This is a genomic window from Mycobacterium tuberculosis H37Rv (assembly GCF_000195955.2).
GTDB lineage: Bacteria > Actinomycetota > Actinomycetes > Mycobacteriales > Mycobacteriaceae > Mycobacterium > Mycobacterium tuberculosis.
Map to the genome: position 1 here is coordinate 480,323 of NC_000962.3, position 14,702 is coordinate 495,024.

Consider the following 14,702-nt stretch of genomic DNA (forward strand, 5'->3'; position numbering starts at 1 on the left):
CGACCTGTCGAGCTACGACCCGGGCCGTGCCGCTACTGCAGCAGCGCTGCGCGTTCCGCACTGAGCGCAGTGGTGCGACGAGGCCCGAGCACCTGGGGTTGTCGGGCTAGCCGATCCACCCGACGTGGCCACCAGAACCAGCGGCCGAGCAGAGTTGCCAGCGCAGGCGTCATGTAAGACCGGACAACGAGGGTGTCGAACAGCAATCCGATCATGATCGTGGTGCCGATTTGGCCGACGACGCGTAGATCGCTGGCCACCATCGAGCCCATGGTGAAGGCAAACACCAGTCCGGCGATGGTGACCACTCGGCCGGTGCCGGCCATGGCTCGGATCATGCCGGTTTTGAGGCCGGCCCCGATTTCTTCTTGGAATCGGGCTATCAAGAGCAGGTTGTAGTCGGATCCGACGGCCAACATGACAATGATGGCCATGGGCAGCACGAGCCAGTGCAGTGGCATATGCAGGATGTGCTGCCAGATGAGGACCGACAATCCGAAGGCTGAGCCCAGCGAAAGGGCGACCGTGCCGACGATGACGGCGGATGCGACCACGCTTCTGGTGATGCCGAGCATGATGATGAAGATCAGGCAAAGCGACGCCACGACGGCGATCATGACGTCATACAGGGTGCCCTCGTGGATGTCTTTGTAGGTGGATGAGGTGCCCGCCAGATAGATGCTGGCAGCCTGTAGCGGGGTTCCTTTCACGGCTTCGTCGGCGGCCTGCATGATGGGGTCGATGTGTGAGATGCCTTCAGCGCTCGCGGGATCACCCCGATGGGTGATGACGAATCGAGCGCAGGTGCCATCGGGGGATAGGAAGAGTTTCAGACCCCGCTGGAAGTCGGGGTTTTGGAAGGCCTCCGGTGGAAGGTAGAACGAGTCGTCGTTGTTGGCGGCGTCGAATGTTCGACCCATGACGGTGGCGTTGCGGGTCATGTCTTCCATTTGAGTGACCAGTCCGGAGAACGCGCTGGTCAGTGTTTGGGCAAGGTCTTTGACGGTTTGCATGGTGGCGATCGTGGGGTCCAGTTGGGCGAGTAGTTGCCGCTGTGTGGTGTCCATGCGTTCGGTGTCGTCGGTGAGGTTGGCAAGGTCCTCGGTGAGCTTGTCGACGTTATCCATGCTGTTCAACAAGGAGCGCATCGACCAGCAGATGGGAATGTCGAAGCAGTGGCGCTCCCAGTACGTGAAACTTCTGAGGGGGCGCCAGAAGTCGTCGAAATCGGCGATTCGATCGCGTAGTTCGTTGGCGTTGTCTCGCATCTGCCTGGTATGAGCGTTCATATCATGGGTGGCATCGGTTAGCTGTCGCGTCAGCTCCTGGGTTCGCTGGGTGATGTCGATCATGCGTTGCAGTTGATCGGTAAGGGTGGATAGATCAGCCACGCGGTCCTTGAGGTTCTGCAGGTTTTCGATGGTCATCGTGCTTTGCATGCCGAGCTGAAACGGGATCGACGAGTGGTCGATCGGAGCCCCCAACGGTCTGGTAATGCTTTGCACCCGCGCGATCCCCGGCGTATGGAAGACGGTTTTGGCGATCCTGTCCAGGATGAGCATGTCGGTCGGGTTACGCAGGTCGTGATCGGCCTCGACCATCAGGACCTCCGGTTCCATGCGGGCTTGCGGAAAGTGACGGTCTGATGCGAGGTAACCGATGTTGGATGGCGCCGCGCTGGGGATGTAGTAGCGCTCGTTGTAGTTGGTCTGGTATTTCGGCAAGGCGAGCAGTCCGATCAGCGCTATCAGCAGGGTGGCGGCCAAGACGGGGCCGGGCCATCGCACGACGACCGTGCCGATCCGGCGCCAACGCCGTTTCGTTGTCGCTCGTTTGGGGTCGAATAGCCCGAATCGGCTGGCAACGGCGATGATCGCGGGCGCCAGCGTCAGAGACGCCAACATCACCGTGACCAAACCGATCGCGCATGGCGATGCGAGGGTATTGAAGTAGGGTAGCCGGGTAAAGCCGAGGCAGTACATGGCGCCGGCGACGGTGAGGCCAGATGCCAGGACCACGTGTGCCGTCCCACCAAACATGGTGTAGTAAGCGGCTTCTCGGTTCTGGCCAGTCGCACGTGCCTCTTGATAGCGTCCGACGAGAAAGATGATGTAGTCCGTCGAAGCCGCGATCGTGAGCGCCACCAACACGTTGACAGTGAATGTAGACAGGCCCATGAGGTCGTTGACGGCAAAAGTGGAGATGATGCCGCGGACCGCCAGCAGCTCGAGCCCGACCGTCAGCAGCATGATCAGAGCAGCAGAAAGCGAGCGGTAGGCGATGAACAACATGATCGCGATCACCGCAATGCTGATGCCGGTAATCGTGTGAAGGCTGCGGTCGCCGTATACAACTCGATCGGCGCCGAGTGGACCCGGGCCTGTCACGTAAGCCTTGATCCCCGGCGGCGGTGGCACGCTGTCCACGATGCGTTGCACGGCGGCGACAGACTCGTTGGCCTGCGAGCCGCCCTGATCACCAGTGAGGTTCAGCTGGACATATGCTGCCTTGCCGTCAGCGCTCTGCGATCCCGCCGCGGTCAGCGGATCGCCCCAGAAGTTCTCAATGTGTTGGACGTGGGTGGTGTCTTGTGACAGCTTGGTCACTAGCACGTCATAGAAGCGGTGCGCCTCATCACCCAGCTTCTCTTGGCCCTCCAGCAGCACCATTGCAGTGGTGTCAGAATCGAATTGCTGAAAGTCCTTGCCGATGCGCTTCATGGCGATCAGTGACGGAGCATCGTGGGGGCCTAACGCCACCGAATGTGTCCTAGCGACCGACTGTAGCTGCGGCGCAACGACGTTCACCACAATAGTCAGCGCCACCCAGAACAGAATGATGGGTAGCGACAACGCATGGATCGTCCGGGCGGCGGCCGACAGGTGCCCGGCTAGACGTTGGCTCCTCACGCGGATTTCACCAGGCAACTGGTGTGCGCGTGGTAAGCATTCACAATGCGCTCCTCGCGGATCACCTCGTTGACAGTGATGCGACAGCCCAGGCTTGCACCGTCACCGCGGGCAACCACGTTGGCGACTACGGCGGTCAAGGTGGTCACGATGGTAAATGACCACGGGACCGCGGCATTGACGACCTCATGCGGCTGGGCATCGGCATCCAGGTAATTGATGCTGGCGACCGTCCCTGGCGGGCCGAAGACCTCGTAGAGAACATGCTTCGGGTAAAACGCGATGATCGGGTCGAGGTTGCCGGTGTCGGGCGCATGTTGATGTGAGCCAAACACCGAGTGCAGCCGCGAGACCGTCACGGCCGCGACAGCCACAACGATGACTATCACCATCGGGATCCAGAAGCGTTTGGCAACGCCGAACATTTACCTTCCTGATTCCATCGCTTCAACAAGCCGCCGCGTGAGGACGAACCCTACCGGGGAGACGCCACTCGTTGGGGCAGTTTTGTACACTCCGTTTACATCGTTTACGGCGAGGTCAAAAAATTTCGGTTAATCGTACAGGCTGCCGCTCGGTCATCTATAGTCATCGATCCAGAGCCGCTTCGACCAGCCTGTGGTCGAAGCGGATCAGTTGAACCGGAGGAGTGGAAACATGAGCGGCCCGACGGGAAATTCGATGCCCAGACAGCTCGGCGGCCTGGTGGCCAGGATCGTTACCGGGTAAGGGATCGCCACTCCCAATGTCTGTTATATCCACGTTGCGCGACCGTGCGACCACGACTCCAAGCGACGAAGCCTTTGTGTTCATGGATTACGACACAAAAACCGGCGACCAAATTGACCGAATGACGTGGAGTCAATTATATTCTCGCGTCACCGCCGTGTCTGCGTATCTAATAAGTTATGGCCGGCATGCTGACCGACGAAGGACCGCAGCGATATCAGCTCCGCAAGGTCTGGACTATGTTGCAGGATTTCTAGGAGCACTGTGCGCCGGATGGACGCCGGTTCCGTTACCAGAACCGCTGGGCAGCCTACGCGATAAGCGGACTGGACTGGCTGTACTCGACTGTGCCGCCGACGTCGTGCTGACGACGTCGCAAGCCGAAACGCGGGTCAGGGCCACGATAGCTACACATGGGGCGTCTGTAACTACGCCGGTCATAGCGTTGGATACATTGGACGAGCCATCCGGAGATAACTGTGATCTCGATTCTCAACTATCAGACTGGAGTTCGTATTTGCAGTATACTTCGGGTTCAACGGCCAACCCCCGTGGTGTGGTTTTATCCATGCGTAACGTTACGGAAAATGTCGACCAAATTATCCGTAACTATTTTCGCCATGAGGGCGGCGCGCCGAGGTTGCCCAGCTCGGTCGTTTCGTGGTTGCCGCTTTACCATGACATGGGTTTAATGGTTGGCCTCTTTATTCCGTTGTTTGTCGGATGTCCGGTTATCCTGACGAGCCCAGAGGCATTTATCCGTAAGCCTGCCAGATGGATGCAACTGCTTGCTAAACACCAGGCGCCATTTTCGGCCGCGCCGAACTTCGCATTCGATTTGGCCGTCGCTAAAACTTCCGAAGAGGACATGGCGGGGCTGGATTTAGGCCACGTAAATACAATAATCAACGGCGCGGAGCAGGTACAGCCAAATACAATAACCAAATTCCTCCGCCGGTTCCGTCCCTACAATTTGATGCCCGCAGCGGTCAAGCCATCATACGGGATGGCTGAAGCGGTGGTTTACCTGGCGACGACGAAGGCGGGATCACCTCCAACGTCAACCGAGTTCGATGCTGATAGCTTGGCTCGAGGCCACGCGGAGCTAAGTACTTTCGAAACTGAGCGTGCAACGCGTTTAATACGCTACCACAGCGACGACAAGGAACCGTTGCTTCGGATTGTCGATCCGGACTCGAATATCGAGCTCGGACCGGGACGTATCGGCGAGATTTGGATTCACGGTAAGAATGTGTCTACCGGATATCACAATGCAGACGACGCGCTCAATCGAGATAAGTTCCAGGCCAGCATCCGGGAGGCCTCTGCGGGAACGCCAAGGTCGCCGTGGCTTCGCACGGGAGACTTGGGATTCATAGTAGGAGATGAGTTCTACATCGTCGGCCGTATGAAAGATCTCATTATCCAAGACGGTGTAAACCATTATCCCGATGATATCGAAACTACGGTCAAGGAGTTTACCGGTGGCCGGGTCGCGGCATTTTCAGTATCCGACGACGGGGTGGAGCATTTGGTCATTGCGGCCGAGGTAAGGACTGAGCATGGGCCCGATAAAGTGACTATTATGGATTTCTCGACGATCAAAAGGCTGGTCGTATCGGCGTTGTCGAAATTACATGGCCTGCATGTAACAGATTTTCTTCTGGTACCGCCCGGGGCGCTACCGAAGACCACCAGCGGAAAGATTAGCCGGGCGGCATGCGCAAAGCAGTACGGAGCAAATAAGTTGCAACGAGTAGCAACGTTCCCATGACAGACGGTTCGGTCACTGCGGATAAGCTTCAAAAATGGTTTCGAGAGTACTTGTCCACGCATATCGAGTGTCATCCAAATGAGGTCAGCCTAGACGTTCCGATTAGAGATTTAGGTTTGAAATCGATTGATGTCTTAGCGATTCCCGGCGACCTCGGTGACAGATTTGGGTTTTGTATTCCCGATTTGGCCGTTTGGGATAATCCTAGCGCTAATGATTTGATTGATAGTCTGTTGAACCAGCGTAGTGCTGACTCGTTAAGAGAGAGTCATGGACACGCCGACAGGAACACGCAGGGTCGGGGCAGCATAAACGAGCCGGTTGCGGTCATCGGAGTGGGCTGTCGATTTCCGGGAGATATTGACGGCCCGGAACGGCTATGGGACTTTCTGACCGAGAAGAAGTGTGCGATAACAGCGTATCCAGATCGTGGGTTCACGAATGCTGGAACTTTCGCGGAGTCCGGAGGCTTTTTAAAGGATGTCGCGGGTTTCGATAATAGATTTTTTGATATCCCGCCGGACGAGGCTCTGCGAATGGATCCGCAACAACGGTTGTTACTGGAGGTCTCTTGGGAAGCGTTAGAGCATGCAGGAATTATTCCTGAGTCATTAAGACTTTCACGTACGGGCGTATTCGTTGGGGTGTCGTCAACTGACTACGTCCGGCTTGTGTCAGCTAGCGCTCAGCAAAAGTCTACTATTTGGGATAACACCGGCGGTTCTTCGAGTATTATTGCCAATAGAATCTCATACTTTCTCGATATTCAGGGTCCGTCCATTGTCATTGACACGGCATGCTCGTCATCCCTGGTCGCCGTGCATCTAGCCTGTCGAAGTCTCAGTACCTGGGACTGCGATATCGCACTTGTCGGTGGGACGAATGTTCTTATTTCACCAGAACCATGGGGTGGGTTTAGGGAAGCGGGCATCTTGTCGCAGACAGGCTGCTGTCACGCGTTCGATAAATCCGCCGACGGGATGGTACGCGGTGAGGGATGCGGAGTTATCGTGCTGCAGCGCCTCAGTGATGCACGCCTTGAGGGCCGGCGGATATTAGCGATTCTGACGGGTTCAGCGGTCAATCAGGACGGTAAGTCCAACGGTATTATGGCGCCAAATCCTAGTGCGCAAATTGGTGTTCTTGAAAATGCATGCAAGAGCGCTCGCGTCGATCCGCTGGAAATCGGCTACGTCGAGGCCCACGGGACCGGAACGTCGTTAGGGGATAGGATCGAGGCGCACGCCTTAGGCATGGTCTTTGGTCGCAAGAGACCGGGATCTGGGCCCCTGATGATCGGGAGCATCAAGCCGAATATCGGCCATCTGGAAGGTGCGGCTGGCATCGCCGGATTGATCAAGGCGGTGTTGATGGTTGAGCGTGGCTCGCTGCTTCCGAGCGGGGGGTTTACGGAGCCAAATCCAGCTATCCCATTCACGGAATTGGGCCTGAGAGTTGTAGACGAACTTCAGGAGTGGCCGGTGGTGGCGGGTCGGCCGCGCCGGGCTGGGGTGTCATCGTTCGGCTTTGGCGGCACCAATGCGCATGTGATTGTCGAGGAAGCTGGTTCGGTTGGGGCGGACACGGTTTCGGGCCGCGCGGATGTTGGCGGTTCCGGTGGTGGGGTGGTGGCGTGGGTGATTTCGGGGAAGACGGCTTCGGCGTTGGCTGCTCAGGCGGGTCGGTTGGGGCGGTATGTGCGGGCTCGGCCGGCGCTTGATGTTGTTGATGTGGGGTATTCGTTGGTGAGCACGCGGTCGGTGTTTGATCATCGGGCGGTGGTGGTCGGCCAGACTCGCGATGAGTTGCTGGCTGGGTTGGCTGGGGTGGTTGCTGGTCGGCCGGAGGCTGGGGTGGTCTGCGGTGTTGGCAAGCCGGCGGGCAAGACGGCTTTTGTGTTTGCCGGTCAGGGCTCGCAGTGGCTGGGTATGGGTAGCGAGCTTTATGCTGCCTACCCGGTTTTCGCCGAGGCCCTCGATGCTGTGGTGGACGAGTTGGACCGGCACCTGCGGTATCCGCTGCGCGATGTGATCTGGGGGCACGACCAAGATCTGTTGAATACCACCGAATTCGCCCAGCCGGCGCTGTTTGCGGTGGAGGTGGCGCTGTATCGGCTGCTCATGTCGTGGGGGGTGCGGCCGGGTTTGGTGCTGGGTCATTCGGTGGGCGAGTTGGCCGCGGCGCACGTCGCCGGGGCGCTGTGTTTGCCGGATGCGGCGATGCTGGTGGCCGCGCGTGGACGGTTGATGCAGGCGTTGCCCGCCGGCGGCGCCATGTTTGCGGTGCAGGCCCGTGAAGACGAGGTAGCGCCGATGCTGGGGCACGATGTGAGCATCGCGGCGGTCAATGGTCCGGCTTCGGTGGTGATCTCTGGTGCCCACGATGCGGTGAGCGCGATCGCTGATCGGCTGCGCGGCCAGGGCCGTCGGGTCCACCGGTTGGCGGTCTCGCATGCCTTTCACTCGGCGTTGATGGAGCCGATGATCGCTGAGTTCACAGCCGTTGCGGCCGAACTGTCTGTGGGCTTGCCCACGATCCCGGTCATTTCCAATGTGACCGGGCAGTTGGTGGCCGACGACTTCGCCTCAGCTGATTACTGGGCCCGGCATATCCGGGCGGTGGTGCGGTTTGGCGACAGTGTTCGTAGTGCCCACTGCGCCGGTGCCAGTCGTTTCATCGAAGTCGGGCCCGGTGGCGGCTTGACGTCGTTGATCGAGGCATCGCTGGCCGACGCGCAGATCGTGTCGGTGCCCACGCTGCGCAAAGATCGGCCCGAACCGGTCAGTGTGATGACGGCGGCGGCCCAGGGCTTCGTCTCGGGGATGGGCCTGGATTGGGCCTCGGTGTTTTCCGGGTACCGGCCCAAGCGGGTGGAGTTGCCGACGTATGCCTTCCAGCATCAAAAGTTCTGGCTCGCACCAGCCCCATCGGTCAGCGACCCCACCGCCGCCGGCCAGATCGGGGCTAGCGATGGTGGTGCTGAACTCTTGGCGTCCTCCGGGTTTGCCGCCCGGCTGGCCGGTCGGTCGGCCGACGAGCAACTCGCCGCAGCGATCGAGGTGGTATGTGAGCATGCCGCAGCGGTGCTGGGGCGCGACGGCGCTGCCGGACTCGACGCTGGCCAGGCGTTTGCCGATTCGGGATTTAATTCCTTGAGTGCCGTGGAGCTACGTAACCGCTTAACAGCCGTCACCGCAGTAACGCTGCCGGCCACCGCGATCTTCGATCACCCCACCCCGACCGAACTAGCCCAGTATCTGATCACCCAAATAGACGGTCACGGCAGCTCCGCCGCCGCAGCGGCAAACCCGGCGGAGCGAATCGATGCGCTCACCGATCTTTTTCTACAAGCTTGCGATGCGGGTCGGGATGCCGATGGTTGGAAGATGGTCGCCCTGGCGTCGAATACGCGCGAGCGCATGAGCTCACCGGTTCGGAACAACGTATCGAAGAACGTCGCACTGCTGGCAGATGGTATCTCCGATGTGGTTGTAATTTGTATCCCAACTCTAACTGTGCTATCGGATCAGCGTGAATATCGAGATATTGCGAATGCGATGACAGGCCGCCATTCGGTTTATTCGCTTACGCTTCCCGGGTTCGATTCGTCTGATGCACTGCCGCAAAACGCGGATATGATTGTTGAAACCGTATCTAACGCAATTATTGATGTGGTAGGCGGCAGCTGCCGTTTTGTGCTGTCGGGCTATTCATCGGGTGGGGTGTTGGCCTATGCCCTCTGCTCCCATCTGTCGGTCAAGCACCAGCGGAATCCCCTCGGAGTCGCACTCATCGATACATATCTGCCTAGTCAGATCGCCAATCCTTCAATGAATGAAGGGTTCAGCCCCAACGATACTGGGAAGGGCCTTTCCCGTGAAGTAATTCGAGTGGCCAGAATGTTGAATCGGTTAACTGCCACCCGACTCACCGCGGCAGCCACCTATGCTGCAATCTTTCAGGCCTGGGAACCAGGTAGATCAATGGCTCCGGTTCTTAACATCGTGGCGAAGGACCGAATAGCTACCGTCGAAAATTTACGCGAAGAACGAATCAACCGGTGGCGAACTGCTGCTGCAGAGGCGGCCTATTCTGTAGCCGAAGTACCCGGGGATCATTTCGGAATGATGAGCACCTCGAGTGAGGCAATAGCTACCGAAATACATGATTGGATTTCTGGGCTCGTTCGAGGGCCTCATCGGTAGCTTTGCGAATCGGCCCGTGCCACAGCTCGCCGTGACCAGGTGCCAGGATGTTGGTCTCTAGCAAAGCCAGCGCAGCCAGGCTGCGGATACTGTTCTGCTGGCTGTGGCTGAACACCGCGGGCAGTAGCTGTGGCCCGCGGTGACGCAACATCGGATGACCAGTGATCAGCGCATCGCCGCTGGCCAGCACACCGTCGACGACATACGAGCAGTGACCGCTGGTGTGTCCCGGGGTGAAAATCGCCATCGGTTGACCCGGCAGCCCGGCGGCCGCTTCGGCGGTCAGCGGCTGGGCGGTCGGAATGCCGTCGCCGGTCAGGCCGCCGCGGCGAAGCAAGTGAATACCCCAGACCGCCACACGGGGCCGCCAGCTGCGCAGCGCAACATCGAAAACCGAGGCATTCTCCCGGTATTCCCGCTTGGCGTGACCTACCTCCTCGGCGTGGCAGTACACCGGCGTGCTGTGCTCACGAGCAAACCAGATTGCCGAGCCCAGGTGGTCGATGTGCGCGTGGGTGAGCACGATGGCGCGCACGTCACCCGGTGTGTAGCCCAGTTTGTTCAGCGAGGCCAGCACCTCCGCACGGTCGCCGGGATAGCCGGCGTCGATCAGCAGCACGCCGGTGTCGTCGGTGACTAGCACCCAGTTGACCGCGTGGCCGCGAGCGAGGTGAACCTTGTCGGTGATCTGAACAAGCTCCGCCATGCCCGCGAGTCTAGGAGCGAGCGCGAGCGCGGCAAGCCGGGTGCCGCGGGTCGCGACCATGGGATATGGAGCGATCGCGAGCGCGGCGAAGCCGGGCGTGGCGGGTCGCGTTTATGGCATAGGAGTAGAAAGAACTGGTGGCTGAACTGAAGCTAGGTTACAAAGCATCGGCCGAACAATTCGCACCGCGCGAGCTCGTCGAACTAGCCGTCGCCGCCGAAGCCCACGGCATGGACAGCGCGACCGTCAGCGACCATTTTCAGCCTTGGCGCCACCAGGGCGGCCATGCCCCGTTCTCGCTGTCCTGGATGACCGCTGTCGGCGAACGTACCAACCGGCTGCTGCTGGGCACTTCGGTGCTGACCCCCACCTTCCGCTACAACCCCGCCGTCATCGCTCAGGCTTTCGCCACCATGGGATGCCTGTACCCGAACCGTGTTTTCCTTGGCGTGGGCACCGGTGAGGCGCTGAACGAAATCGCCACCGGATACGAGGGCGCCTGGCCGGAGTTCAAGGAGCGGTTCGCCCGGCTGCGTGAATCGGTGGGGCTAATGCGGCAGCTGTGGAGCGGTGACCGCGTCGACTTTGACGGCGACTATTACCGGCTCAAGGGTGCCTCGATCTACGACGTGCCCGACGGGGGCGTGCCCGTCTACATCGCCGCCGGCGGCCCGGCGGTGGCCAAGTACGCCGGCCGCGCCGGTGACGGCTTCATCTGTACGTCCGGCAAGGGCGAGGAGCTCTACACCGAGAAGCTGATGCCGGCGGTACGAGAAGGCGCCGCTGCCGCTGACCGATCCGTCGACGGCATCGACAAGATGATCGAAATCAAGATCTCCTACGACCCCGACCCGGAGCTGGCATTGAACAACACCCGGTTTTGGGCGCCGCTGTCGTTGACAGCTGAGCAGAAGCACAGCATCGACGACCCGATCGAGATGGAGAAGGCCGCCGATGCGCTGCCAATCGAACAGATCGCCAAGCGCTGGATCGTGGCGTCGGACCCCGACGAAGCCGTCGAAAAGGTAGGTCAATACGTGACATGGGGCCTGAACCACCTGGTATTTCACGCACCAGGACATGACCAGCGCCGGTTTCTGGAGCTCTTCCAGTCGGACCTGGCACCCAGGTTGCGGCGACTTGGCTGACTCCTCGGCGATCTACCTCGCCGCACCAGAATCGCAGACGGGTAAGTCGACGATTGCACTGGGGCTTTTGCACCGACTGACCGCGATGGTCGCCAAAGTCGGTGTGTTCCGGCCGATTACGCGGCTCTCTGCGGAGCGGGACTACATCCTGGAACTACTGCTCGCGCACACCAGTGCGGGCCTGCCCTATGAGCGGTGTGTTGGCGTGACCTACCAGCAGCTGCATGCTGACCGCGACGACGCGATCGCCGAAATTGTCGATTCGTATCACGCAATGGCCGACGAGTGTGACGCGGTGGTGGTCGTCGGCAGTGACTACACCGACGTCACCAGCCCCACCGAGCTCTCGGTCAACGGCCGGATCGCGGTGAACCTCGGCGCGCCAGTGTTGTTGACGGTTCGGGCGAAGGACCGCACCCCCGATCAGGTCGCCAGCGTCGTCGAGGTCTGCTTGGCCGAGCTGGACACCCAGCGCGCTCATACCGCGGCGGTAGTGGCGAACCGGTGCGAGCTGTCCGCGATACCGGCCGTGACCGACGCGCTGCGCAGGTTCACCCCGCCTAGCTATGTAGTGCCCGAGGAACCACTGCTGTCGGCGCCGACCGTTGCCGAGTTAACGCAGGCTGTGAACGGGGCGGTGGTAAGCGGTGATGTTGCGCTGCGCGAACGTGAGGTGATGGGCGTGCTGGCCGCGGGTATGACCGCCGACCATGTGTTGGAGCGGCTGACCGATGGCATGGCGGTGATTACTCCCGGCGACCGCTCGGACGTGGTGTTGGCCGTCGCTAGCGCCCATGCGGCCGAAGGGTTTCCGTCATTGTCATGCATCGTCCTCAATGGCGGGTTCCAGTTGCATCCGGCGATCGCCGCCCTGGTTTCCGGCCTGCGATTGCGGTTACCTGTCATCGCCACCGCGTTGGGCACCTACGACACCGCCAGCGCTGCCGCGTCGGCCCGCGGGCTGGTAACGGCGACGTCGCAACGCAAGATCGACACCGCGTTGGAGCTGATGGACCGCCACGTGGACGTCGCCGGTCTATTGGCGCAGCTGACCATTCCCATCCCTACGGTCACTACACCACAGATGTTCACTTATCGGCTGCTGCAGCAGGCCCGTTCGGACCTCATGCGCATCGTCCTTCCCGAAGGGGACGACGATCGCATCCTCAAATCGGCGGGCCGCCTGCTTCAGCGCGGCATCGTCGACCTGACCATCCTGGGCGATGAAGCCAAAGTCCGTCTGCGGGCAGCGGAACTCGGTGTGGACCTGGACGGCGCCACGGTAATCGAGCCATGCGCAAGCGAACTGCACGATCAATTCGCCGACCAGTATGCGCAGTTGCGTAAGGCGAAGGGAATCACCGTGGAGCATGCCCGCGAAATCATGAACGATGCCACATATTTCGGCACCATGCTGGTGCACAACTGTCATGCCGACGGCATGGTATCGGGTGCTGCTCACACCACGGCGCACACCGTTCGTCCGGCGCTGGAGATCATCAAGACCGTTCCGGGCATATCCACCGTGTCCAGCATTTTCCTGATGTGTCTGCCGGATCGGGTACTGGCGTACGGCGACTGCGCGATCATCCCGAACCCGACGGTGGAGCAGCTCGCTGATATCGCCATCTGCTCGGCACGCACCGCCGCACAGTTCGGCATCGAGCCCCGGGTGGCCATGCTGTCCTACTCCACCGGTGACTCGGGGAAAGGTGCCGACGTCGACAAGGTCAGAGCGGCAACGGAGTTGGTGCGCGCTCGGGAGCCGCAGCTGCCGGTCGAGGGTCCCATTCAATACGACGCCGCAGTGGAACCGTCGGTCGCGGCCACCAAGTTGCGCGATTCGCCGGTGGCCGGCCGCGCGACGGTGCTGATCTTCCCCGATCTCAATACCGGCAACAACACCTACAAAGCGGTGCAGCGTTCTGCGGGTGCGATCGCGATCGGCCCGGTGCTGCAGGGCTTACGCAAGCCGGTGAACGACCTATCTCGGGGTGCACTGGTCGACGACATAGTCAACACCGTGGCCATCACGGCGATTCAGGCGCAGGGCGTCCATGAGTAGCACCGTGCTGGTGATCAATTCCGGCTCGTCGTCGCTGAAGTTCCAGCTCGTCGAGCCGGTCGCCGGCATGTCACGTGCCGCCGGGATTGTCGAGCGGATCGGCGAGCGGTCATCCCCGGTTGCCGATCACGCCCAGGCGCTGCATCGCGCATTCAAGATGTTGGCCGAGGACGGAATTGACCTGCAGACCTGCGGGCTGGTGGCGGTCGGACACCGGGTGGTCCACGGCGGCACGGAGTTTCACCAGCCGACGCTGCTGGATGACACGGTGATCGGCAAGCTTGAGGAGCTGTCGGCGCTGGCCCCGTTGCACAACCCGCCGGCGGTACTGGGCATCAAGGTGGCACGCAGATTGCTGGCCAATGTCGCGCACGTCGCGGTGTTCGATACGGCCTTTTTCCATGACTTGCCCCCGGCGGCCGCGACCTATGCCATCGACCGCGACGTCGCCGACAGATGGCATATCCGCCGCTACGGATTTCATGGCACTTCACACCAATACGTCAGCGAGCGGGCCGCCGCCTTCCTGGGCCGCCCGCTCGACGGTTTGAATCAGATTGTGCTGCATCTGGGTAACGGTGCCTCCGCCTCGGCGATTGCCCGCGGCCGGCCGGTGGAAACGTCGATGGGCCTGACACCGCTTGAGGGCTTGGTGATGGGCACCCGCAGTGGCGACCTGGACCCGGGCGTCATCAGCTACTTGTGGCGCACCGCGAGGATGGGTGTCGAGGACATCGAATCGATGCTCAACCATCGGTCCGGGATGTTGGGGTTGGCGGGGGAGCGGGATTTTCGCCGTCTACGACTAGTGATCGAAACCGGGGACAGGTCAGCACAATTGGCGTATGAGGTGTTCATCCACCGGTTGCGCAAGTACCTTGGTGCCTATCTGGCGGTGTTGGGCCACACCGATGTGGTGAGCTTTACCGCCGGGATCGGCGAAAACGATGCGGCGGTGCGGCGGGACGCGTTGGCTGGCCTTCAGGGGCTAGGTATCGCACTCGACCAAGACCGCAACCTGGGCCCGGGGCACGGCGCCCGGCGGATTTCGTCAGACGATTCACCGATCGCCGTGCTGGTGGTTCCCACGAATGAAGAACTGGCCATCGCCCGCGATTGCCTGAGGGTGCTGGGCGGACGCCGAGCGTGAATCATACGACAGCCCG

Annotated in this window: 8 protein-coding genes; 5 read left to right on the forward strand and 3 right to left on the reverse strand. The window is 60.7% G+C overall.

Annotated elements, in window-relative coordinates:
- Positions 1-32 precede the first annotated feature (32 nt).
- On the reverse strand, positions 33-2,909 hold the full coding sequence (gene mmpL1 / locus Rv0402c; protein NP_214916.1) for a transmembrane transport protein MmpL1: 2,877 nt from the start codon (positions 2,907-2,909) through the stop codon (positions 33-35).
- Entirely contained in the window at positions 2,906-3,334 is a 429-nt protein-coding gene (gene mmpS1 / locus Rv0403c) for a membrane protein MmpS1 (RefSeq protein ID NP_214917.1), read from the reverse strand. The genes mmpL1 and mmpS1 overlap by 4 nt, the downstream gene beginning before the upstream one ends.
- A 320-nt stretch (positions 3,335-3,654) precedes the next feature.
- Between mmpS1 and fadD30 the strand changes: the two genes are divergently transcribed.
- Both fadD30 and pks6 read left to right on the forward strand, forming a co-directional pair.
- Positions 3,655-5,412 (forward strand): long-chain-fatty-acid--AMP ligase FadD30, encoded by a 1,758-nt coding sequence (fadD30, locus tag Rv0404; RefSeq protein NP_214918.1) that lies wholly within the window; start codon positions 3,655-3,657, stop codon positions 5,410-5,412.
- A complete protein-coding gene (pks6, locus tag Rv0405) occupies positions 5,409-9,617 on the forward strand; it encodes a membrane bound polyketide synthase (protein NP_214919.1) in 4,209 nt (1,402 codons plus the stop codon). The genes fadD30 and pks6 overlap by 4 nt, the downstream gene beginning before the upstream one ends.
- Here the strand turns inward: pks6 and Rv0406c are convergent.
- Positions 9,565-10,383 carry a beta lactamase-like protein gene (locus Rv0406c; protein NP_214920.1) on the reverse strand — a complete coding sequence of 273 codons (819 nt, stop codon included), beginning with the start codon at positions 10,381-10,383 and terminating at the stop codon, positions 9,565-9,567. The two genes, pks6 and Rv0406c, sit on opposite strands and share 53 nt — an antisense overlap.
- A gap of 77 nt (positions 10,384-10,460) precedes the next feature.
- Between Rv0406c and fgd1 the strand changes: the two genes are divergently transcribed.
- From fgd1 to ackA, 3 genes are read left to right on the forward strand one after another with little or no spacing between them, the layout of a single operon-like run.
- A complete protein-coding gene (gene fgd1 / locus Rv0407; protein ID NP_214921.1) occupies positions 10,461-11,471 on the forward strand; it encodes a F420-dependent glucose-6-phosphate dehydrogenase in 1,011 nt (336 codons plus the stop codon).
- Positions 11,464-13,536: a phosphate acetyltransferase gene (gene pta, locus Rv0408; RefSeq protein ID NP_214922.1), complete on the forward strand. Its 2,073-nt coding sequence runs from the start codon at positions 11,464-11,466 to the stop codon at positions 13,534-13,536. Before fgd1 ends, pta begins: the two co-directional genes overlap by 8 nt.
- Positions 13,529-14,686, forward strand: a complete 1,158-nt coding sequence (ackA, locus tag Rv0409; RefSeq protein ID NP_214923.1) for an acetate kinase — start codon at positions 13,529-13,531, stop codon at positions 14,684-14,686. The genes pta and ackA overlap by 8 nt, the downstream gene beginning before the upstream one ends.
- The last annotated feature ends 16 nt before the right edge of the window (positions 14,687-14,702 follow it).